At 74.7% G+C, this 21,205-nt stretch carries 20 protein-coding genes; 17 read left to right on the top strand and 3 right to left on the bottom strand.

Annotated elements, in window-relative coordinates; genetic code table 11:
- Positions 1-20 precede the first annotated feature (20 nt).
- From proC to Ae150APs1_RS12895, 5 genes are all read left to right on the top strand, one after another.
- Positions 21-827: a pyrroline-5-carboxylate reductase gene (proC, locus tag Ae150APs1_RS12915; RefSeq protein ID WP_075297734.1), complete on the top strand. Its 807-nt coding sequence runs from the start codon at positions 21-23 to the stop codon at positions 825-827.
- A gap of 197 nt (positions 828-1,024) precedes the next feature.
- Positions 1,025-1,237 (top strand): helix-turn-helix domain-containing protein, encoded by a 213-nt coding sequence (locus tag Ae150APs1_RS12910; protein ID WP_010241349.1) that lies wholly within the window; start codon positions 1,025-1,027, stop codon positions 1,235-1,237.
- Between the two features lie 194 nt (positions 1,238-1,431).
- A complete protein-coding gene (locus tag Ae150APs1_RS12905; protein WP_010241351.1) occupies positions 1,432-1,533 on the top strand; it encodes an AURKAIP1/COX24 domain-containing protein in 102 nt (33 codons plus the stop codon).
- A 207-nt stretch (positions 1,534-1,740) separates the two neighbouring features.
- Positions 1,741-2,787 (top strand): NAD-dependent epimerase/dehydratase family protein, encoded by a 1,047-nt coding sequence (locus Ae150APs1_RS12900; RefSeq protein ID WP_075297732.1) that lies wholly within the window; start codon positions 1,741-1,743, stop codon positions 2,785-2,787.
- A gap of 10 nt (positions 2,788-2,797) precedes the next feature.
- Positions 2,798-3,799 (top strand): lysophospholipid acyltransferase family protein, encoded by a 1,002-nt coding sequence (locus Ae150APs1_RS12895; protein WP_083703818.1) that lies wholly within the window; start codon positions 2,798-2,800, stop codon positions 3,797-3,799.
- Positions 3,800-3,823: 24 nt separating this feature from the next.
- Here the strand turns inward: Ae150APs1_RS12895 and Ae150APs1_RS12890 are convergent, their stop codons facing one another.
- The 3 genes from Ae150APs1_RS12890 to Ae150APs1_RS12880 all read right to left on the bottom strand — a co-directional run bounded on the left by Ae150APs1_RS12890 (position 3,824) and on the right by Ae150APs1_RS12880 (position 7,204).
- Entirely contained in the window at positions 3,824-4,708 is an 885-nt protein-coding gene (locus tag Ae150APs1_RS12890; protein ID WP_033200521.1) for an HAD-IB family hydrolase, read from the bottom strand.
- A 233-nt stretch (positions 4,709-4,941) separates the two neighbouring features.
- Entirely contained in the window at positions 4,942-6,384 is a 1,443-nt protein-coding gene (locus Ae150APs1_RS12885; protein ID WP_075297730.1) for a DUF5667 domain-containing protein, read from the bottom strand.
- A gap of 181 nt (positions 6,385-6,565) precedes the next feature.
- Positions 6,566-7,204, bottom strand: a complete 639-nt coding sequence (locus Ae150APs1_RS12880) for a sigma-70 family RNA polymerase sigma factor (protein WP_075297728.1) — start codon at positions 7,202-7,204, stop codon at positions 6,566-6,568.
- A gap of 697 nt (positions 7,205-7,901) precedes the next feature.
- Between Ae150APs1_RS12880 and Ae150APs1_RS12875 the strand changes: the two genes are divergently transcribed.
- From Ae150APs1_RS12875 to Ae150APs1_RS12820, 12 genes are all read left to right on the top strand, one after another.
- Positions 7,902-9,506 (top strand): AMP-binding protein, encoded by a 1,605-nt coding sequence (locus Ae150APs1_RS12875; RefSeq protein ID WP_075297726.1) that lies wholly within the window; start codon positions 7,902-7,904, stop codon positions 9,504-9,506.
- On the top strand, positions 9,503-9,748 hold the full coding sequence (locus tag Ae150APs1_RS12870) for a glutaredoxin family protein (protein WP_010236039.1): 246 nt from the start codon (positions 9,503-9,505) through the stop codon (positions 9,746-9,748). Before Ae150APs1_RS12875 ends, Ae150APs1_RS12870 begins: the two co-directional genes overlap by 4 nt.
- A complete protein-coding gene (locus tag Ae150APs1_RS12865; RefSeq protein ID WP_075297724.1) occupies positions 9,745-11,370 on the top strand; it encodes a molybdopterin-dependent oxidoreductase in 1,626 nt (541 codons plus the stop codon). The genes Ae150APs1_RS12870 and Ae150APs1_RS12865 overlap by 4 nt, the downstream gene beginning before the upstream one ends.
- 493 nt (positions 11,371-11,863) lie before the next feature.
- A complete protein-coding gene (locus Ae150APs1_RS12860; RefSeq protein ID WP_227012850.1) occupies positions 11,864-12,622 on the top strand; it encodes a redox-sensing transcriptional repressor Rex in 759 nt (252 codons plus the stop codon).
- The gene (locus Ae150APs1_RS12855) at positions 12,619-14,037 is read left to right on the top strand and encodes a glutamyl-tRNA reductase (RefSeq protein WP_010239771.1); all 1,419 of its coding nucleotides are present in this window, start codon (positions 12,619-12,621) and stop codon (positions 14,035-14,037) included. The genes Ae150APs1_RS12860 and Ae150APs1_RS12855 overlap by 4 nt, the downstream gene beginning before the upstream one ends.
- The gene (gene hemC / locus Ae150APs1_RS12850; RefSeq protein ID WP_075297722.1) at positions 14,034-15,002 is read left to right on the top strand and encodes a hydroxymethylbilane synthase; all 969 of its coding nucleotides are present in this window, start codon (positions 14,034-14,036) and stop codon (positions 15,000-15,002) included. Before Ae150APs1_RS12855 ends, hemC begins: the two co-directional genes overlap by 4 nt.
- A 4-nt stretch (positions 15,003-15,006) precedes the next feature.
- A complete protein-coding gene (locus Ae150APs1_RS12845; RefSeq protein ID WP_029239855.1) occupies positions 15,007-16,548 on the top strand; it encodes a uroporphyrinogen-III synthase in 1,542 nt (513 codons plus the stop codon).
- 110 nt (positions 16,549-16,658) lie between these two features.
- Positions 16,659-17,633: a porphobilinogen synthase gene (gene hemB, locus Ae150APs1_RS12840; protein ID WP_075297720.1), complete on the top strand. Its 975-nt coding sequence runs from the start codon at positions 16,659-16,661 to the stop codon at positions 17,631-17,633.
- 236 nt (positions 17,634-17,869) lie between these two features.
- Positions 17,870-18,559, top strand: coding sequence for a hypothetical protein (locus Ae150APs1_RS12835; RefSeq protein WP_139316885.1), 690 nt, complete (start codon positions 17,870-17,872; stop codon positions 18,557-18,559).
- Positions 18,560-18,578: 19 nt separating this feature from the next.
- Entirely contained in the window at positions 18,579-19,901 is a 1,323-nt protein-coding gene (gene hemL, locus Ae150APs1_RS12830) for a glutamate-1-semialdehyde 2,1-aminomutase (protein ID WP_075297716.1), read from the top strand.
- Between the two features lie 38 nt (positions 19,902-19,939).
- The gene (locus tag Ae150APs1_RS12825) at positions 19,940-20,563 is read left to right on the top strand and encodes a histidine phosphatase family protein (protein WP_060576437.1); all 624 of its coding nucleotides are present in this window, start codon (positions 19,940-19,942) and stop codon (positions 20,561-20,563) included.
- Positions 20,560-21,156 (top strand): TlpA disulfide reductase family protein, encoded by a 597-nt coding sequence (locus Ae150APs1_RS12820; RefSeq protein WP_075297714.1) that lies wholly within the window; start codon positions 20,560-20,562, stop codon positions 21,154-21,156. The genes Ae150APs1_RS12825 and Ae150APs1_RS12820 overlap by 4 nt, the downstream gene beginning before the upstream one ends.
- Positions 21,157-21,205 lie beyond the last annotated feature (49 nt).

The raw sequence follows: 21,205 nt of genomic DNA, 5'->3' as shown, positions 1-21,205 counted from the left end.
GGGTTCCTAGGCTGCCGCCCATGACTGGGACACGGATCGCGGTACTGGGTGGCGGACGGATCGGCGAGGCGCTGCTCGGCGGGTTGCTCGCCGCCGGGCGGGACGCCGGGGAGCTGGTGTTCTCCGAGAGGTTCCCGGAGCGCGCCGCCCAGCTGTCCGCCGAGCTGGGGGTGGCCGCCGAACCGGCTGCCGATGCGGTGCGCGGCGCCGGGACGGTCGTCGTCGCGGTGAAGCCGCAGGACGTCGTCGCGCTGCTCGGCGAGATCGGCGGGGCACTGGGCGAGGGCACCCTCGTGGTGTCGCTGTGCGCGGGCCTGCCGACGTCGCTGTTCGAGGGGGCGCTGCCCGCGGGGACGCCGGTCGTGCGGGTCATGCCGAACACCCCGATGCTGCTCGGGGCCGCGATGTGCGGGATCTCCCCGGGCGCCCACGCCGGCGACGGGCACCTCGCCGAGACCGAGGCGCTGCTCGGCACCGTCGGGGCGGTGCTGCGTATCGACGAGGCCAAGCAGGACGCCGCCACCGCGGTCTCCGGCTCCGGACCGGCCTACTTCTTCCTGGTCGCCGAGGCCATGATCGAGGCCGGGGTGGCGCTCGGGCTGACCCGGCCGGCCGCGACCGAGCTGACGGTGCAGACCGCGCTCGGTGCCGCCCGGATGCTGCGGGAGACCGGCGAGCACCCGGCGGTGCTGCGGGAGAACGTCACCTCCCCGGCCGGGACGACGGCGGCGGCCCTGCGCGAGCTGGAGCGGCACGGCCTGCGGTCGGCGTTCGCGGACGCGGTGACCGCCGCCCACGACCGGTCCGTGGCCCTCGGTCGGGGGTGACGACCACCGGAGGCCACCCTCCGTCATCCCCCGATCAGCGCATCGGACGACCCGTCATCACCCCGACGCGCCCGACCGCTCCCCGATCGGGCCCCCCTCCGGTGGACCGATCGTCACATCCGTCCCGGTAGACTGCTCACGCATCCCCCACCACCGGGCGTCCGGGGGCACTGGTCGGGGGAGGAAGGCGGTGCCCGATGGCGGCGGAACGTCCCGAGCCCCTGCGGCCGGCCCAGGTCCAGTTCCTGACGGTGGCCGAGGTGGCCTCGATGATGCGGGTCTCCAAGATGACCGTGTACCGGCTGGTGCACTCGGGTGAGCTGCCGGCCGCGCGCGTCGGCCGTTCGTTCCGGGTGCCGCAGCGCGCCGTCGAGGACTACCTGCGCAACGCCTACTTCGACGCGGGCTGATCGCGGGACCGTCCCCCGTACGGTGGTCCCCCGGTCCCGGGGTGTCACGGCACCCCGGTAGACTCGTTCTCCGGCTGCCGACTCCCACCGGTCGCACGGCCTGCTCCGTCGTTCCGGCGGGTGCGGGCGGCCCGCCTCGAGGCCACCCGGTGGTGCGGTCGCGGGCGATCTGCGTCGATACAGGAGGAGCACCCATGGGCTCGGTCATCAAGAAGCGCCGCAAGCGGATGTCGAAGAAGAAGCACCGCAAGCTGCTGCGCAAGACCCGGGTGCAGCGCCGCAAGCTCGGCAAGTGACTCGCGCACCGGCCGCGTACCCGCTCATCGGCGGGTGCGCGGCCGGTGTCGTTCACGGGGCCGCACACGGCGTTCACAGACGCGTCACGCCGTTCCCGTCCGCGGCCGTGCCCACGACGACCACCACGCACTAGGATCGGTCCGGTCGTCCACCGTTCCTGCGGTGTCTCCGCGTGGTCCGCAGGCTCCGTCCAGTGAGGTCGCCCCATGTCGTCGCCGACCCCGAACGTCGTGCTCGTCACCGGCGTGAGCGGTTACCTCGGCGGTCACCTCGCGGCGCGGCTGGCGGCGAACCCGGACATCGACCGGGTGCTCGGTGTCGACACCGTCCCGCCGCCGCGGGACCTGCTGCGGCGCATGGGCCGCGCCGAGTTCGTGCGCGCCGACATCCGCAACCCGCTGATCGCCAAGGTCATCTCCACCGCCGGGGTCGACACCGTCGTCCACGCGTCGCTGTCGGCCAGCCCCGCCTCCTCGGGCGGCCGCGCGACGATGAAGGAGATGAACGTCATCGGCACGATGCAGCTGCTCGCCGCGTGCCAGAAGGCGCCGAGCGTGCGGCGGGTCGTGCTGAAGTCGACGACCGCGGTCTACGGCTCCAGCTCCCGGGACCCCGCGGTGTTCGACGAGGCGACCGGGGCGAAGGACCTGCCCTCCGGCGGCTACGCCAAGGACGCCGCGGAGATCGAGGGCTACCTGCGGGGGTTCAGCCGCCGCCGGCCGGACGTCACGGCGACGGTGCTGCGGTTCGCGAACTTCATCGGCCCCCGCATCGACACCGTGCTGACCCGGTACTTCGCGCTGCCCGTCGTGCCGACGGTGCTCGGGTACGACGCGCGGATCCAGCTCCTGCACGAGGAGGACGGGCTCGCCGTCCTGGAACGGGCCGCCACCCACGAGCTCCCCGGGGTCTACAACGTCGCCGCGCACGGTGTGCTGATGCTGTCCCAGGCGATCCGGCGCGCGGGCAAGATCGCGCTGCCGGTACCCAGCACCGCGGTCGCCCCGGTCAGCCGGGTGCTGCGCGGTGCCCGGGTGGTCGACTTCTCGCCGGAGCAGATGCGGTTCCTCAACTTCGGCCGGGTCGTCGACCTGACCCGGCTGATCGACGACTTCGGGTTCGAACCCCGGTGGACGACCACGCAGGCGTTCGACGACTTCGTCCGGGGCAAGGCGCTGAGCCCGGTGCTCGGCACGGAGCGGATCGCGTCGGCCGAACGCGGCCTGCTCGGTCTCGCACAGGCACTCCGCTGAGGGCGCCGGCATGAAGGTACGCGAGAAGCAGGAGGGCGACGGCATGGCCGAGGCGCGGGTGATCCCGATCCGGGGCAACCGGGGACCAGCCCGCCCCGCGCGGGACGACGAACCGGCGCGCCCGACCGCGGTGCCACCGGTCCCGGACGCCGACGACGACGACGAGCAGCCGGCCTGGGAGGCGGGGCTCGAGCAGGTGCTGGAGTTCCTCCGGCGCCGCCTCGGCGGTGACTACCAGGTCGACGAGTTCGGGTTCGATCCCGAGCTGACCGAGGCCCTGGTACTGCCCGCGCTGCGCCCGCTCTACCAGCGCTGGTTCCGGGTGGAGACGATCGGCACCCACCACATCCCGGAGACCGGGGGCGCGCTGCTCGTCGCGAACCACTCCGGCACCCTGCCGCTGGACGCGGTGATGACCACGGTCGCCGTGCACGACGACCATCCCGCGAACCGGCACCTGCGGCTGCTCGGCGCGGACCTGATGTTCACGATGCCGGTCTCGGGCTCGCTGGCCCGCAAGTCCGGTGCGACCCTGGCGTGCAACCCCGACGCCGAGCGGCTGATGAGCTCCGGCGAGATCGTCGGCGTCTTCCCGGAGGGGTTCAAGGGCATCGGCAAGCCCTTCCGGGACCGCTACAAGCTGCAGCGCTTCGGCCGCGGCGGTTTCGTCTCCGCGGCGCTGCGCACCGGCGTGCCGATCATCCCGTGCTCGATCGTCGGGGCCGAGGAGATCTACCCGAAGCTCGGTGACCTGGCGCCGATCGCGCGGCTCCTCGGTGCGCCGTACTTCCCGATCACCCCGACGTTCCCGCTGCTCGGCCCGGCGGGCCTCGTCCCGCTGCCGTCGAAGTGGTACATCGAGTTCGGCGAGCCGATCCGCACCGACGGCCACACCGCCGCCGACGCCGAGGACCCGATGCTGGTGTTCAACCTGACCGACCAGGTCCGGGAGACCATCCAGCACACGCTGTACCGGCTGCTGTCCCAGCGCCGGAACGTCTTCCTGGGCTGACCGGGCGCCGGTCGCGGTGCCCGGTCACTTCTTGCGGTAGGCCATCCCGGCGGCGACGGCCCCCGCGACGGCGCCGGCGCCGAGCACCGACGGCACCCCGATCCGGGCCGCCTTGCGGCCGGTCCGGAAGTCGCGGATCTGCCAGTTCCGGGCCTTCGCGACGTCCCGCAGCTCCGAGTCCGGGTTGACCGCGACCGCGGTCCCCACGGCGGACAGCATCGGCACGTCGTTCACCGAGTCGGAGTAGGCGGTGCAGCGGCGCAGGTCGAGCCCCTCCGACGCGGCCAGTGCACGCACGGCGTGCGCCTTCGCCGGGCCGTGGAGGATCTCGCCGACCAGGCGCCCGGTGTAGAGGCCGTCGACGGACTCCGCGACCGTCCCCAGCGCTCCGGTGAGGCCGAGCCGCCGGGCGATGATGCGGGACAGCTCGATCGGCGTCGCCGTGACCAGCCAGACCCGCTGGCCGGCGTCGAGGTGCATCTGGGCGAGCGCCCGGGTGCCGGCCCAGATCCGGTCGGCCATCAGCTCGTCGTAGATCTCCTCGCCGAGGGAGACGACCTCGTCGACCGGCCGCCCCGCGACGAACGAGAGCGCGGTGTCCCGGTGCCCGGCGATGCCGCCCTTGTCCTCACGGCCACCGATCCGGAACTTGAGCTGCTGCCAGGCGAACCCGGCCAGGTCCGAGGTGGTGAAGAACTTCCGTGCGGCGAGCCCGCGGGCGAAGTGGAAGATCGAGGCGCCGACCATCATCGTGTTGTCGACGTCGAAGAACGCCGCGGCGGTCAGGTCCGGCGGCGGGGCGTCGGCGTCGGGCGGTTCGTGCTCGGCGTGCTCCGCGGCGACGGCGGCCGCGGCGGACGCCTGACCCGCCCGCTGTGCGGGATCGAGCGCGGTCGCCTGTTCCAGCACGCCGGGCTCCTCCGCGAGCCCGGTGTCGGTCCCGGCGCCGGTCGCGTCGAGTCGGACCTCGTCCGGAGCGGACCCGGGATCACTCACCACGGCGGCCTTCCTGGTGCGACGGCGTCACGCGCTCCGAGGGGGCTCGGGCGCTCTCCCAGCCTACTGGCGGGACACGGGTGCGGGCCCGGCCCGGAGCGTGATGCTCCGGACCGGGCCCGCGTACCGACGTTCGAACGTCCTGGTCAGCCGAGGGTGACCGGGCCGAGACCCGGCAGCAGCGGCGGGATGGTGATCGACAGACCGTCGTCGTCCTGCGACTTCTCCTGCGACGGGCTGCTCGGCGAGCTGCTCGACGGCGAACCGCCACCCAGCAGCGGCAGGCCGCCACCGGAGTCACCGGACCCGGTCTCGCTGGTCGGCGACTCGGACGTCGACGTCTCCGGGCTCGTGGTCTCCGAGGTCGGAGCCTCACTGCTCGACGGCGCCGTGCTGCCCTCCGGGGTCGCCGTCGCCGTCGCCGACTGCTTCGACGCGTCGACCGGAGCGCCGCCACCGGTGCGGCACTCACCCGGCACCGGGCCGAGATCGTCGACGGTGCCGCCGCTGTCCGCGGCACAACCGCTGTCGGCGCGCAGCGCCTCGGTCCGGGCGAGCACCCGGTCCAGCAGGCGGACGGCCTCGGCGGTCTCCGGGCGGCTCTCGGCGGGCAGCTCCTCCTGGAGCCGCGAGATCCGGCCGGACTGGGCGGCGGCCCAGGTGCGCAGCTCGGCGAGCTCCGCGGCCTGGGCGCCACCGGTGCCGGAGCCGGTCAGCATCATACGGCTGCCGGTGCTGGCGGCCCGGTCGAAGTCCTCCATGGCGGCGGCGACCGACGCCGGTGCGGGCGGGGTCGCCCGCGCCATCAGGTTCTCCAGCTCGTCCACCCGCGAGCGGGCGAGATCGAGCTGGCGGGAGGCCTCGGCCTGGTCGCCGACGGTGAAGGCGCCGCCGATGCTCTCGTTGGCCCGCTTGACCCCGTACATCGCGTCGCCGGGCAGCGCGTCGCGGCTGACCGTCGAGGTCACGCCGGCGATCACGGCCAGCGCCGCGAAACCGCCGACGACGACGCCGAACCGCTTCCGGACGCTCGGCCGCCTGCGGTCGAGCATCCGCGGTCCCGACGGGCGCACGGTCTCCTCCCGGCCGGGGCCGGCGTCCGCGTCGCGGGCCGGGCCCGCGGCGGCGCCGACCGGCAGGCCGGGGTGGTCCGGGTGGTCGCTGGGCAGCACGTGCCTGCCGCCGCGCCGCGAGCGCGACGAGCGGGCGCCGGGGTCGTCCGCGACCGGGGTCCGCTCACCGGCGGACGCACGGTTCGAGACGGCCTCCCAGTCGAGGTCGTCGGCGATCGGCGGGCCGATCGGCGCGGTCAGGTCGGAGAGCTCGGAGCGGTTCCCGACCGGCCGCGGTGCCGGGGCACCGGCGGGCGGCTGCTCGGCGCGGCCCACGCCCTCCTGTGCCAGCACGTCGAACAGCCGCTGCCGCATCCGTGCCGACGCGTGCGGGTCCGGTGAGAGGTCGCGGCGCGAGCGGTCCAGCGCCGCGGCCAGTGCGATCTCGTGGGCCAGCTCCTCCGACGCAGGGGCACCCGCCGGGGCGCGGTCGAAACCGTCCTCCGCCGGATACCTGTCGTCCCATGCCCTGGGCATGCCGTCCGTCCTCACTGCAGTCTCGCGCTGCTCGTCGGCGCTAACCTGGCGCGCTCGTCTGCACAACGACCGATCGGCCGCGAGGTTACGGGTCCACTACCGTTCACCGCATCGAGTAGTGCGCTCACCGCAGTGTTTCGCACCCCCTCTCGCGTCCCGGCGGCTCGTGCCGCTGAGGCGCTCACCGCAGGCCGTCCGGGAGGAGCTGGGCCAGCCGGCGCACGGCGCGGTGCTGGAGGGCCTTCACGGCCCCCTCGTTGCGGTCCATCAGCTCGGCGGTCTCCGCGACCGACAGGCCGCGGAGGAACCGGTACTGGATGCACTCGCGCTGGTCGGCGTTGAGCTTGGCGACCGACGCGAGCAGCTCGTCGTTCGTCGCCATGTCGAGGACCTGCTGCTCCGGCCCGCCGGTGGCGGGGGAGTGCTCGACCATCTCCGACGTCGTCTGCTCCAGCCGGTACCGGCTGGACTTCACGTAGTCGAAGATCAGGTTCCGGGCGATGGTCACGAACCAGGCGCCGATGTCGCGGCCCTGGTAGCTGACCGAGAAGATCCGGCGCAGCGCGCGCACGAAGGTCTCCTGGGTGACGTCCTCGGCGAACGCGCGGTCGCCCATCCGGAACAGGACGTACCGGAACACCACGTCGTGGTAGCGCTCGTAGAGCTCGCCGAAGGCCCCGGCGTCACCGGCCTGGCACGCCTCGACGAGCGCCCAGGAGCTGTTCGCGTCCTCGACGGCACGGGCGGCCTCGTCGGCCGGGTCCTGCTCCGGGCGGGGCAGGTCCTGGGAGATCTGCGGCGCCTGGCGTGGTGCCGGCATCTCGCGCTCGGGACCCGATCGGGTGTTTCGGCCGTCGGGGGTGTGAGCGGCGGGCTGAGCGGGGTAGTCGGAGTGAGCGTCGACCAGGGGAGCGGACGCGATCGGCCCCGTCGGCTGGGACGGCGCTGAGGTCGCTGAAGTCACGGACACCTCCCCGTCCGGCTGGGGGCGGACGGCGTCGGGTCGGTCTCGGCGGGAATCGGGGGCCCCACCGGGACGGACGGGTGGATCAACTGCGGTCTCGGGTCGTTCTCGCGGCCGGAAGAGCCGCTGCGGTCGCATCGGCCGGGTCATGGATCCCGGGGGGTCGGACGCCGGCGTGCGCGACACGTCCCGGTGGGTCCGGCACGGCGCGGGGCGTCCTGCCCGGCGCGGTGCCGTGCGGCGCCGGGGGCGCTGCTCAGCGGTGCGCTGGCGACGAGCTGCATGCCACTCCCTCGGGTGAGTCGCGCGTCGAACCGGCGGTTCGCGCGTTGAACCTCGTGTAGCGGCGGAGCATAAACGGTGATCGAGTGGTGCACGGCACTCGCCGCCTTTCACCGTGCCCCGGTCCGGCGAGCGGCCCCTTACGCGCGGTCAGTGAACCGTTAGCTGAGCGTGTCCGAATCGACACGGTTCGTATGCAGCGATGAGCGGTGCCGGTGTCGGGCAGCGGTTTGCCAGACTGTTCCCGCCGCCGTCCGCCGAGGAGAGACCCGTGCCGAGTTCCGCTGCCGCTGCCGCCGGTCCCACCGGGGACGACCCCGTCCACCTGGCGGACCTCGTCGCCCGCAACGCCGCCGGGCGTCCCGGGCACGACGCCGTCCGTGACCTGACCGGCGACACACCGCTCACCCTGTCCTGGGCCGCGTTCGACGGCGCGATCAGCGCCGAGGCGGCCCGGCTGCGTGCGGCGGGCGTCCGCCCGGGCGACCGGGTGGCGATCGGCCTGCCGGACGGGGCCGCGTACTGCGTGGCGGTGTTCGGCGCGCTGCGGGCCGATGCCGTCGCCGTGCCGTTCGGCGCGGGCTCGGTCACCCGCGAACTGGAGATCATGTTCGAGCAGGCGGGCCCGTCGGTCGTCGTGGCCGCTGCCGACGACCGCGTCGCCACCGGCTGCGCCGAGGGCGCCGGGGCGACCCTGCTCGCCCCGCCCGACCCGTCGGCGCCACCGCCGGACGCGCCGCCCGCCGAGCGTGGACCGGCCGACCCGGAGCGCATCGCCGTCATCGTCTTCACCTCCGGCACGACCGGCCGCCCGCGCGGGGTGCAGCTGAGCCACCGCGCGCTGCTGGCCAACCGGCGGCAGGCCGCCGAGCTGCGCCCGGCGCCGGTGAACGGCGTCGACCGGGTGCTGCTCGCGCTGCCGCTGTTCCACGTCTACGGGCTCGCCGCCGGCCTGCTGCAGGTCTGCTGGGCCGGGGCGACCGTCGTCCTCCCGGGCCGGTTCGAACCCGGTCGGGTCCTCGCCGCCGTCGTCGACGAGCGGGTGAGCGTGATCGCCGGGGTCCCGTCGATGTTCCGGATGCTGCTCGACCGGGCCGGTCCGGACGGGGACCCGGGCGACCTGCACCGGGCGATGGGCGGGGTGCGGCTGTGCACCTCCGGCGGCGCGCCGCTGCCCGCGGCCTGGCTCGCCGACTTCCGCGCCGCGACCGGTCTGGACCTGCACGAGGGCTACGGCCTGTCCGAGGGCGGCCCGGTGATCACCAGCAACGACCCCGGCCGGCCCGCCAAGCCGGGCTCGGTCGGGCGGCCGCTGCCGGGCGTCGAGCTGCGGCTGGTGGACGCCGCGGGCCGCCCGCTCGGCGACCCGGAGCCCGAGCCCGACGCCGACGAGATCGACCTCGACGTCGGCTCCGACCCGGGCGACGACACCGGCCTGATCGCGCTGCGCGGGCCGAACCTGTTCTCCGGCTACTGGCCGGACGGCGCCGGTGGCCCGGACGCCGACGGCTGGTTCGTGACGGCCGACGTCGGCTACCTCGATCCGGACGGCGACCTCTTCCTGGTCGACCGCTCGTCGGACCTGGTGATCGTGAACGGGTTCAACGTCTACCCGCGGGAGGTCGAGCAGGTGATCGCCGAGCTCGACGCGGTCGCCGAGGTCGCGGTGGTCGGCGTGCCCGACGACCGGACCGGTGCCGCGGTGAAGGCCGTCGTGGTGGCCGTGGCCGGCTCGGGACTGACCGAGGACGCCGTCGCCGAGCACTGCGCGGCCCGCCTGGCCCGGTTCAAGCGCCCCGCGGTCGTCTCGTTCGCGGGCGAGCTGCCGCGCACCCCCACCGGGAAGATCGCCCGCCGGACGCTGGCGAGGATGTGACCGTGCGCGTGCGGCTGCTGACCCGCCACGGCTGCCACCTCTGCGAGGAGGCCGCCGAGGTGCTCGCACGCGTGTGCGGCGAGACGGGAACCGGCTGGGACACCCTCGACGTCGACACCGACGACGAGCTGCGCGCCGAGTACGGCGACCAGGTGCCCGTGGTGCTCCTCGACGGCCGGGAGCACGACTCGTTCCGGGTCGACGAGGCGCGCCTGCGGGCGGACCTCGCCGCAGGTCCGTGAGCCCCGCCACAGACGCCGCGGCCCCCGCGGACGCCGTGCGCCCGGTAGTGCCCGCGCCGCGCGGTGCGCTCGCCGGACTGGCCGCGACCGCGCTCGGCGTCGGGGCCGGGCAGCTCGCCGCGCTCGTCGTCGCACCGCAGGCCGCGCCGGTCGGCGTGGTGGCGGGACAGGTCGTGGCCCGCACCCCGCCCGCGGTCGCCGAGCTCGCGACCGTCGTCGCCGGCGTCGGCAGCCGGCACGCGGTCGTCGCCGGGGTGGTGGTCGTGCTCGCGCTCGCCGCCGCCGGGGCCGGGGCCCTGTCCCGGCGCTCCGACCGCCCGGGTGTCGTGGGCCTGGCCGTGCTCGGCCTGCTGGGCGTCGTCGCCGCCGTGACCGCACCCGGGGCCGGTCAGCTGGACCTCCTCCCCAGCGCTGTCGCGGTAGTCGTCACCGTGGCGACGTTCCGGCGGCTGTACCGGCTGGCGACCCGCGTGCCGTCACCGTCGGCCGCCGGGACGCTGCCCGACGGCCGCCCGCTGCGGGAGTCGCTGACCCGGCGCCGGTTCCTCCGGGCCGGGGCGCTGGCCGGTGCGGGCGGACTCGTGCTGGGCGCCGGCGCGGCACTGACGGCGCCGCTGCTCCCGTCCGGGCGGATCGGTCCGGCCCGCGACGGGCTCACCGCCCGGCTGCGGGCGCTCGCCGCCGGCGGCCGGGTCGCGCCGGCACTCCCGCTGCCCGCCGGCGCCGCGTTCCCGGGCGGCGCGGCGTTCGCGACGCCCGTCGCGGACTTCTACCGGATCGACACCGCGCTGCGGGTGCCCTCGGTGGACCCCGCCTCCTGGACGCTGCGGGTGCACGGGATGGTCGGCCGCGAGCTCACGCTCACCCTCGACGACCTGCTGGGACGCCCGCTGGTCGAGCGCTGGGTCACGATGTCCTGCGTCTCCAACGAGGTCGGCGGCGATCTCGTGTCCACCACCCGGTTCACCGGCGTCGAGCTGGCGCCGCTGCTCGCCGAGGCGTCGCCGGACCCGGCCGCCGACCAGGTGCTGTCCACCTCCGTGGACGGCTGGACGGCGGGCAGCCCGGCCCCGCTTCTGCTGGACCGGGCGCGCGGCGCGCTCCTCGCCGTCGGGATGGAGGGGGAGGCGCTCCCGGTCGAGCACGGTTTCCCGGTGCGGATCGTCGTGCCGGGGCTCTACGGCTACGTCTCGGCCACCAAGTGGGTCACCGACGTCGAGTTCACGACGTTCGCCGCCCGGGCCGACTACTGGCGGGCGCGGGGCTGGGACCCGCCGGGGCCGATGGAGACGGCGTCGCGGATCGAATCCCCGGCGTCGTACGCGAGCGTCCCGGCCGGCCGCGTCGTCGTCACCGGTACGGCGTGGGCGGTGCCGCGCGGGATCTCCCGGGTCGAGGTCGGTACCGGCGACGGCCGCTGGGTGGACGCCGAGCTCGCGCCGGTGCCCGCGGGTGGGGCGACCTGGCGGATGTGGCGGGCCGAGCTGGAGCTGCCGCCCGGTGGGTACACGGTGCAGTGCCGCGCGACCGACGGCGACGGCGCCGTCCAGACCGACGAGCGCCGCCCACCGCTGCCGGGGGCCGCGACCGGCCTGCCGTCCCGCACCGTCACCGTCGTCTGACGGCCCGCCGGTCCGGCTCCGAGACCTGCGTCACGGATGGTGGCGGGCATCCGGTGACGGAGGTGTCGTGGACCTCGAAGTGGCCTCGGTCGCACGGTGAGCGGTTCGTGAGCATCGATCACCGGTAGGTCCAGGTCAGAGCCCGGAGAGAGCACGCGGAGGACCAAGATCGCAACTTTGTGCGGGCCTTCACAAGCGGCTACCGTGGGTTCCCGTCGCCGTGCCCGGCGGCATCGCCGCTCGTGCGGCACCGTGCCACCGGGCCAGCCCGCGCGGCGTCGACCGGCCGTCCGCCGACCGGTCCGCGCACGGGCACCGGTGACCGCACCCCTGGTGCCAGAGGTGCGGACAGCACAGCCCCGACCCGGAGTGCGATCAGTTTCGATGACCGACCGTCCGCGGACAACCCCCCGCGAGCGGGACGGGAGCCGGAACGACATCGCGCCCCGCCCGCCCGCCCGCGACCGACGCCGGAGGAGGAAGGCCCGTGAGCCTGCCGCCCGAGACCGGTGCCCCGGCCGTCCCGGCCGACCAGCCGGACGGCGAGCGCCCCGTCCGCCCGGTACCCGAGGCCACCGTCTCCCGGCTCGCCGTCTACCTGCGTGTGCTGGGTGAGCTGCGGGAGTCCGGCGTCGAGACCGTCTCCTCGGAGGAGCTCGCGGGTGCGTCCGGCGTGAACTCCGCCAAGCTGCGCAAGGACCTCTCCTACCTGGGGTCCTACGGCGTCCGCGGCGTCGGGTACGACGTGGCGTCGCTGCAGGCGCGGCTGCAGGGCGAGCTGGGCATGGACCACCGGCAGTCGGTGGCGCTGGTCGGGGTCGGCAATCTCGGTCACGCCCTCGCCGGGTACGCCGGGTTCGCCGGCCGTGGCTTCCCGGTCGGCGCCCTGTTCGACGTCGACGACGACCTCGTCGGCAGCGACATCAACGGCATCCGCGTGCGGCACGTCCGCGACATCCCCGAGGTCTGCGCCGCCGACGGCGTGACCATCGGGATGATCGCGACGCCCGGCCCCGCGGCCCAGGCGGTCTGCGACCTGCTCGTGCGGAGCGGTGTGCAGTCCATCCTCAACTTCGCTCCGGTGCTGCTGCAGGTGCCGGACGACGTCGAGGTCCGCAAGGTCGACCTCTCGGTCGAGCTGCAGGTCCTCGCGTTCCACGTGGCCCGCCGGCACACCGCCGGTGAGACCACGGTCCCGGCCGCCGGCCGGGAGACGAGCGAGACGAACGGATCGGTGGTGTCCCCGCGATGAGCGTCCTCGTGGTCGGCCTGTCGCACCGCAGTGCGCCGGTCGAGGTGCTGGAGCGCCTCGCCGTCGCCCCGGGCGACGTGCCCAAGCTGCTCGAGGAGATGCTCGACCGCACGCACGTCGAGGAGGCCGTCCTCCTCTCGACGTGCAACCGGATCGAGATCTGTGCGGTCGTGGACGCGTTCCACGGCGGCCTGGGTGACGTCACCGACGTGCTCGGCGGCTACGCCGGCTTCCCGATCGGCGAGCTGTCCGACCACCTCTTCGTGCACTACGCGGGCTCGGCCGTCCAGCACCTGTTCCAGCTGGCCGCCGGCCTGGACTCGATGGTCGTCGGCGAGTCGCAGATCCTCGGCCAGCTGCGCAGCGCCTACGCCACCGCCGACGAGTCGGGCTCGGTCGGCAAGGTGCTGCACGAGCTGGTGCAGCAGGCACTGCGGGTCGGCAAGCGGGTGCACGCCGGCACCGGGATCGACGAGGCGGGTGCCTCGGTGGTCTCCGAGGCGCTGCGCGACGCCGACCGGGAGCTGGGCGGCACCGGTCTCGACGGCACCCGCGCCGTGATCGTCGGCGCCGGTGCGATGGGCGCGCTGGCCGCCGCGCACCTGCGCCGGGCCGGGGCGAGCGAGATCGTCGTCCTCAACCGGTCCGCCGAGCGCGGCGAGCGCCTGGTGGAGAAGGTGCTCGAGCAGGGCACCGCGGCGCGGTCCGCGCCGATGGAGGACCTGGCCGCCGAGCTGCGCACCGCCGACCTGATGCTCGCCTGCACCGGGGCGATCGGCCACGTCGTCGACGCCGGCCCGGTCGCCGAGGCACTGTCCGGGGCCGGTCGCGAGCGCCCGCTGGTCGTGTGCGACCTGGGCCTGCCCCGCGACGTCGACCCGGCCGTCGCCGACCTGCCCGGTGTCCGGGTGGTCGACCTGATCACGCTGCAGCGCCGGCTGCTCGACGCCACCGACGGCGGCTCGGTCGCCGCCGCCCAGAAGATGGTCGACGCCGAGGCGCAGCAGTACCTCGCCGGGCAGCGCTCGGCCGAGGTCACGCCGACCGTCACGGCGCTGCGCCGTCGGGCCTCCGAGGTCGTCGACGCCGAGCTGCTCCGCCTGGACGGACGGCTGCCCGACCTGGACGGGGACGTGCGCGAGGAGCTCTCCCGCACCGTCCGCCGCGTCGTCGACAAGCTCCTGCACACCCCGACAGTGCAGGTCAAGCGCCTGGCCGAGGGGCCGGACGGGGACAGCTACGCCGCCGCGCTGCGCACCCTGTTCGAGCTCGACCCGCAGGCCGCGGCCGCGGTCGCGGCACCCGTCCGTGGCTCCGACGCGACCGTCGACGGCAACGACGTGACGGCCGCACTGAACGCACCGGTCGACGGGCAGCCGTCGCTCGGGTCCCGCCCCCCGGAGCAGATCTCGTGAGCACGCTGAAGATCGGGACGCGGCCGTCGAAGCTGGCGGTCGCACAGTCGACGACGATCGCCGACCGGCTGACCGCCGCCGGGCACCCGTGCGAGCTCGTCACCGTCTCCACCAGCGGTGACCGCTCGATGGCGCCGGTGACGCAGCTCGGCGTCGGGGTGTTCGTGTCGGCGTTGCGGGACGCGCTGGACGCGGGCGACATCGACGTCGCCGTGCACTCGTTCAAGGACCTTCCCACCGCCCAGCCCGAGCACCTGCGGATCGCCGCGGTCCCGGGCCGGGAGGACCCCCGCGACGCGCTCGTCACCGGCGGCCGCGTGCTGGGGAAACTGGGCCGCGGGGCCCGGGTGGGTACCGGCTCGCCGCGCCGTGCCGCGCAGCTCTACGCGCTCGGCCAGGGGCTCGAGGTGGTGCCGATCCGCGGCAACGTGGACACCCGCATCGGGAAGGTCCGTTCCGGCGAGCTGGACGCGGTGGTCGTCGCCGCGGCCGGGCTCCGCCGGCTGGGCCGCATCGAGGAGGCGGACGAGCTGATCGATCCGCTGCAGATGCTGCCCGCCCCCGCCCAGGGCGCCCTCGCGATCGAGTGCCGCGAGACGGACACCGGGCTGGCGGACGTGCTGCGCTCGGTGCTCGACGACCCGGGCGTCCGCGCCGCCGTCGCCGCCGAGCGGGCCGTCCTGGCCACCCTCGAGGCCGGCTGCACCGCCCCGGTCGGTGCGCTGGCCGACGTCGTCTCGGACCTGGACGACGACGGGCGCGCGGTCGACCGGCTGTCGCTGCGTGCGGTGACAGGGGTCGGGGACATCACGGAGGGCGACGTGCTGCGCGCCTCCGTCACCGGAGAGATGGACGCCGCCGAGAAGCTCGGAGCCACGCTGGCACACGAGCTGCTCGACCTGGGAGGAGAGGACCTGCGCCCCGCGGGCCTCGGCTCCGTGAACCGCTGGATCGGGAGTTCTTAAAACGATGACAGGACCTGCCAACACCCCGGGGCGGATCGCCTTCGTGGGCAGCGGACCGGGTGACCCGGCACTGCTCACCGTCCGCGCCCGGGACGTGCTCGCCGGCTCACCGCTGGTGATCACCGACCCGGACGTGCCGGAGTCGATCCTCGCCCTCGCCGCCGACGGGGCCGAGGTGCGGCCCGCCGTCGGCCAGCCCGCCGACATCGCGAGCGACCTGCTCGGCGAGGCCGGCCAGGGCCGGTCGGTGGCCCGGCTGGTCTCCGGCGACCCGCTGACCAACGACGCGGTCGTCGCCGAGGCGATGGCCGTCTCCGCCTCGGGCACGGCGTTCGACGTCGTGCCGGGCGTGCCCGCGTCCACGGCGGTCCCGGCCTACGCCGGTGTCGCCCTGGGCTCGGCGCACGTCGAGGCCGACGTCCGCGCGGGCGTCGACTGGGCGGCGCTGGCCGCGTCGCCCGGGCCGGTCGTGCTGCACGCCACCGGTGCGCTCCTCGGCGACGTCGCGGCCGGGCTCTCCGCCCAGGGCGTGCCCGGCGAGACCCCCGTCGCGGTCACCTCGGGCGGCACCACCTCCACCCAGCGGACCGTCTCGTCGTCGGTCGGCAAGCTCGCCTCCGACGGCGGCGACCTCGAGGGCCCGCTGGTCCTGGCCGTGGGCGACGCCGCAGGCCGCCGTGGCGAGCTCTCCTGGTGGGAGTCCCGCGCGCTGTACGGCTGGCGGGTGCTGGTCCCGCGGACCAAGGACCAGGCCGGCGTGATGAGCGAGCGGCTGCGCATGCACGGTGCCATCCCGGAGGAGGTGCCGACGATCGCCGTCGAGCCGCCCCGGTCGCCCGCGCAGATGGAGCGCTCGGTCAAGGGCCTCGTCGACGGCCGCTACCAGTGGGTCGTCTTCACCTCGACCAACGCGGTGAAGGCCGTCTGGGAGAAGTTCCACGAGTTCGGTCTCGACGCCCGCGCGTTCTCCGGCGTGAAGATCGCCTGCGTGGGCCGGTCGACCGCGGAGAAGGTCCGCGAGTTCGGCATCGAGCCCGAGCTGGTCCCGGACATCGACGAGGCGCAGTCCTCCACCTCCGAGGGCCTGCTGGACATCTTCCCGCCGCACGACGACGTCCTGGACCCGGTCGACCGCGTCCTCCTCCCGCGCGCGGACATCGCCACCGAGACGCTGTCCGCCGGGCTGCAGGAGCGCGGCTGGGAGGTCGACGACGTGACGGCCTACCGGACCGTCCGCGCCGCCCCGCCGCCCGCGCCGATCCGTGAGGCGATCAAGACCGGCGGGTTCGACGCGGTCTGCTTCACCTCGTCGTCGACGGTGCGGAACCTGGTCGGCATCGCCGGCAAGCCGCACGCCCGGACCCTGGTCGCCTGCATCGGCCCGGCGACCGCGGAGACCGCCCGCGAGTTCGGCCTGCGGGTGGACGTGCAGCCCGAGGAGTCCCGGGTCCCGACCCTGGTCGACGCGCTGGCCTCGCACACCGCGAAGCTGCGCGCCGAGGGGAACCTCCCGCCGCCGAAGAAGGTCAAGGCTCGCCGCCGCTGAGCGGCGCATCGAGTCGGCCGCTGAGCGGCGCGCCCGTCCGGCCCCGTGTACCCCGCCCGCCGGGGGACGCGGGGCCGACGTGTGTCCGGGGCGGTCGTAACCTGGAGCGCATGGGTTTCCCGGCGCAGCGCCCCCGTCGGTTGCGGACCACCCCCGCGATGCGGCGGCTGGTCTCCGAGACCGAGGTCCGTCCCCGGCAGCTGGTGCTGCCGATGTTCGTCCGTGAGGGCGCGACCGAACCGGTGCCGATCTCGTCGATGCCCGGCGTCGTCCAGCACACCCGCGACACCCTGCGCAAGGCGGTCGCGGAGGCGGCGTCGGCCGGCGTCGGCGGGGTGATGCTGTTCGGTGTCCCCGCGGTGCACGACGCGACCGGCTCCGGCGCCGTCGACCCCGACGGGATCCTCAACGTCGCGCTGCGCGACGTGCGGGCCGAGGTCGGCGACGATCTCGTCGTCATGGCCGACCTGTGCCTCGACGAGTTCACCGACCACGGCCACTGCGGCGTGCTCGACGCCGAGGGCGGGGTCGACAACGACGCCACCCTCGACGTCTACGCGCGGATGGGCGTCGAGCAGGCCCGCGCCGGCGCCCACCTGGTCGGGCCGAGCGGGATGATGGACGGCCAGGTCGGCGTCATCCGGGAGGCGCTCGACGAGGCCGGGTTCACCGACACCGGCATCCTGGCCTACACGGTGAAGTACGCCTCGGCGTTCTACGGGCCGTTCCGCGAGGCGGTGAACTCGCAGCTCAAGGGCGACCGCAAGACCTACCAGCAGGACGGCGGCAACGCCCGCGAGGCCCTGCGCGAGCTCGCCCTCGACCTCGACGAGGGCGCCGACATGGTCATGGTGAAGCCCGCGCTGGCCTATCTCGACGTGCTCTCCCGCGTCGCCGACGTCGCCGACGTCCCCGTCGCGGCGTACCAGATCTCCGGCGAGTACGCGATGATCGAGGCTGCCGTCGAGAAGGGCTGGCTGGACCGCGACCGGACGATCCTGGAGACCCTCACGTCGATCCGCCGGGCGGGCGCCGACGTCGTCCTCACCTACTGGGCCACCGAGGCCGCGGGCTGGCTGGACTGAGCCTCTGCGCCGGGCCGCTCCCGGTCTGCTCCGCGTGGGGCGACCGCGTCCGCGCACCGATGCCGGGGTCTGCGGGATGGGTGGGTTCTGCGAGATCGCTGCCTGGGGAAGCGATTCTCCGGAAGGACCGGCCCCGGTCCGCCGGGCGGAGGCCACGGGCCGCGAGCTGAGGCGAACCCGTCCGCGGTACCGCCGAACGTGGCAAACCGGACACCTGTCCGGCTACCGTGGTGGGCGTGAGCAACGACCCCGGACAGCAGGGCCCACCGCAGTACTACCGGCCGGGCCCGTCGTCGGGGGCCTACCCGCAGTACCCGCAGAACCCCTACCCGCAGGGCTGGACCCCGGGTATGCAGCCCGCGCCGTACCCGCAGCAGGCCCCGGACCAGGCCGGCCAGGCCCCGCAGTGGAACACCGCGAGCGGCTGGGGCCCGGCACCGTCCGGTGGCGGGAAGGTCGTGCGGCCGCGCCAGATGCTGACCGGGCTGATCCTGCTGATCGCCGCGACGGTCCCGTTCCTGGTCATGGGGATCACGACGATGTTCCTCACGGTGGACGACGCGCTCCTGGACGAGTCCGGCATCCCGCGCGACCAGCTCGACCAGGCGATGGCGCAGGCCGGGATCACGATGGACCAGCTGACCCAGCTGTTCCGGGTGATGGGCGGGATCTTCCTGGTGCTGGCGCTGGTCTACGCGGCGCTGGCCGTCGTGGCGTTCCTCGGGCGGCCGGGGGCACGGCTCACGGTCGCGATCCTCACCGGCGTCTACGGGCTGCCGTTGCTGCTGATCATGGCGTCGTCGCTGCCGCTGTTCGCGGTGCTGGTGGTGGCGGTCGCCTCGGCCGGCGTCGTGATGCTCTACAGCCGCCCGGCGAACGAGTGGTACGCCTCCCGCAAGGTCGGGGCCGCACAGCGGCCTGCCTGACGGCTGGGAGACTGGCGGCGTGAGCACTCCGCAGAACCCGGAACCGAAGGAGTCGGCCCGCCTGTTCGAGCGGGCGACCGAGCTGATCCCGGGCGGGGTGAACTCCCCGGTCCGTGCGTTCAACTCGGTCGGAGGGACCCCGCGGTTCATGGTCGCCGCCGACGGCTGCCGGATGACCGACGCCGACGGCGGCCGCTACGTCGACCTGGTGTCGTCCTGGGGGCCGATGATCCTCGGGCACGCGCACCCGGCCGTCGTCGAGGCGGTGCGGTCCGCGGCGTCGCAGGGCCTGTCGTTCGGCACGCCGACGCCGGGGGAGATCGACCTGGCCGCCGAGATCGTCGACCGGACCCCGGTCGAGCAGGTCCGGCTGGTCAACTCGGGCACCGAGGCGACGATGAGCGCGATCCGGCTCGCCCGCGGGATCACCGGCCGCAGCGTGGTCGTCAAGTTCTCCGGCTGCTACCACGGCCACGTCGACGCGCTGCTCGCCGACGCGGGGTCCGGGGTCGCGACGCTCGGCCTGCCGACCAGCCCGGGCGTCACCGGGGCGCAGGCGGCCGACACGGTCGTCCTGCCCTACAACGACGTCGACGCCGTCCGTGCGGTGTTCGCCGAGCGCGGTGCGGACATCGCCTGCGTGATCACCGAGGCGGCGGCCGGGAACATGGGCGTCGTCCCGCCGGTCGAGGGCTTCAACGCCGCCCTGCGGGACCTGTGCCACGCGAACGGCGCGCTGCTGGTGGTCGACGAGGTGATGACCGGCTTCCGTGCGTCGAAGCAGGGCTGGTTCGGCTGCGACGGCGTCGCCGGCGACCTCTACACCTTCGGCAAGGTCATGTCTGGCGGGCTCCCGGCGGCCGTGTTCGGGGGTTCCGTCGAGCACATGTCGTTCCTGGCCCCGGCCGGGCCGGTCTACCAGGCGGGCACCCTCGCCGGGAACCCGGTCGCCGTCGCCGCGGGGCTCACCACGCTCCGCAACGCCGACGACGCCGCCTACGCGACCCTGGCGGCGAACGCCGACCGGATCGGCCGGATGGTCACCGACGCGCTGACCCGCGAGGGCGTCCCGCACACCGTGCAGTACGCGGGCACCATGTTCTCCCCGTTCTTCACCGACACCCCGGTCACGGGCTACGCCGGCGCGAAGGCCGCCGAGACCTGGCGGCACCCGGCGTTCTTCCACGCCCTGCTCGACCACGGCGTCTACTCGCCGCCGTCGGCGTTCGAGGGGTGGTTCGTCTCCACCGCCCTCGACGACGCCGCGTTCGAGCAGATCGAGACCGGTGTCGACGCCGCCGCGAAGGCCGCCGCGTCCGCCACCCGTCCGGACGGGGCCTGAGCGTGGGCGACCGGACCAGCCCCGCCCCGAGCGGCCCGGTGACCGTCGTGCACCTGCTGCGGCACGGCGAGGTGCACAACCCGGAGAAGGTGCTCTACGGCCGCCGACCGGGCTTCCGCCTCTCCGACCACGGCGAGGCGCAGGCCAAGACGGTCGCCCTGCACCTCGGTGACAACGACGTCGCGGCGGTCGTCGCCTCGCCGCTGCTGCGCGCGCAGCAGACGGCGGGCCCGATCGCGGACGCGCACGGTGTCGAGATCGGCACCGACGACGGGCTGATCGAGTCCGGGAACCTCTTCGAGGGCAAGCGCTTCGCCGTCGGCGACGGCGCGCTGCGGCGCCCGCACGCCTGGCGGCTGCTGCGTGACCCGTTCACACCGTCCTGGGGCGAGCCGTACCTCGACATCGCGCACCGGATGCTGGGCGCGCTGCACGCCGCGCGGGAGCTGGCACCCGGCCGGGAGATCGTCTGTGTCTCGCACCAGCTGCCGATCTGGACGGTGCGCCGCTACCTGCTCGGGCAGCGGCTCTGGCACGACCCGCGCCGCAGGCAGTGCGCGCTCGCGTCGCTGACCAGCGTCGAGTTCACCGGGGCGCGGATGACCGGGCTCCGCTACGCCGAGCCGGCCGGGCCCAGCGGCGCGATGGTGACCGGCGCATGAGGCGCGTCCTGCTCCCGCTGCTCGCCGCGCTGCTGCTGGTGGGGGGCTGCGGTGTCGGCCGCGACGCCGTCGGCTCCGGGCCGCAGGAGTTCCGGTTCGTCGCCCCGGGCGGCCAGACCCGGATCACCTACGACCCGCCGGAGAGCCGCAGCCCGATCACCGACCTGCGGGGCGAGAGCCTGCTGAGGCCCGGGACGGAGGTCGGGATCGGCGACCACCCCGGCATGGTCCGCGTGATCAACATCTGGGGTTCGTGGTGCGGCCCGTGCCGTACCGAGGCACCGGAGCTGCAGGCGGTGCAGGACACCGCCCGCGACGACGCCGTCGTGCTCGGCATCGACGTCCGCGACGACCGGCAGGCGGCGCAGGACTTCGTGAACGACCGCGGGCTCACCTACGACTCGATCTTCGACGAGTCCGGCCGCACCCTCGCCCGGCTCGACGGGTACCCGCGCAACGTCGTCCCGTCGACGATCGTGCTGGACCGCCAGGCCCGGGTCGCGGCGGTGTTCCTGGTGCCGGTGGGCAGCTCGGACCTGTTGCCGCTGATCACGAAGCTGGCCGCGGAACCGGCACCGGCCGCGACCGGGTGACCCACGGCGACCACACGGTCGCACTACACGTTGTAGAACCCGCTGAACG

Origin of the sequence: Pseudonocardia sp. Ae150A_Ps1 (assembly GCF_001932315.1) — a bacterium.
Classification (GTDB): Bacteria; Actinomycetota; Actinomycetes; order Mycobacteriales; family Pseudonocardiaceae; genus Pseudonocardia.
This window is presented reverse-complemented; position numbering and strand designations above follow the sequence as displayed.

Excerpts from the sequence above, each read along its gene's own strand:
- Ae150APs1_RS12895 (WP_083703818.1), top strand. The coding sequence starts at position 2,798 with ATGAAGGTACGCGAGAAGCAGGAGGGCGACGGCATGGCCGAGGCGCGG.
- Ae150APs1_RS12855 (WP_010239771.1), top strand. The coding sequence starts at position 12,619 with ATGAGCGTCCTCGTGGTCGGCCTGTCGCACCGCAGTGCGCCGGTCGAG.
- Ae150APs1_RS12820 (WP_075297714.1), top strand. The coding sequence starts at position 20,560 with ATGAGGCGCGTCCTGCTCCCGCTGCTCGCCGCGCTGCTGCTGGTGGGG.
- Ae150APs1_RS12885 (WP_075297730.1), bottom strand. The coding sequence starts at position 6,384 with ATGCCCAGGGCATGGGACGACAGGTATCCGGCGGAGGACGGTTTCGAC.
- Ae150APs1_RS12905 (WP_010241351.1), top strand. The coding sequence starts at position 1,432 with ATGGGCTCGGTCATCAAGAAGCGCCGCAAGCGGATGTCGAAGAAGAAG.
- hemB (WP_075297720.1), top strand. The coding sequence starts at position 16,659 with ATGGGTTTCCCGGCGCAGCGCCCCCGTCGGTTGCGGACCACCCCCGCG.
- Ae150APs1_RS12910 (WP_010241349.1), top strand. The coding sequence starts at position 1,025 with ATGGCGGCGGAACGTCCCGAGCCCCTGCGGCCGGCCCAGGTCCAGTTC.
- Ae150APs1_RS12900 (WP_075297732.1), top strand. The coding sequence starts at position 1,741 with ATGTCGTCGCCGACCCCGAACGTCGTGCTCGTCACCGGCGTGAGCGGT.
- proC (WP_075297734.1), top strand. The coding sequence starts at position 21 with ATGACTGGGACACGGATCGCGGTACTGGGTGGCGGACGGATCGGCGAG.
- Ae150APs1_RS12880 (WP_075297728.1), bottom strand. The coding sequence starts at position 7,204 with ATGCCGGCACCACGCCAGGCGCCGCAGATCTCCCAGGACCTGCCCCGC.
- Ae150APs1_RS12845 (WP_029239855.1), top strand. The coding sequence starts at position 15,007 with ATGACAGGACCTGCCAACACCCCGGGGCGGATCGCCTTCGTGGGCAGC.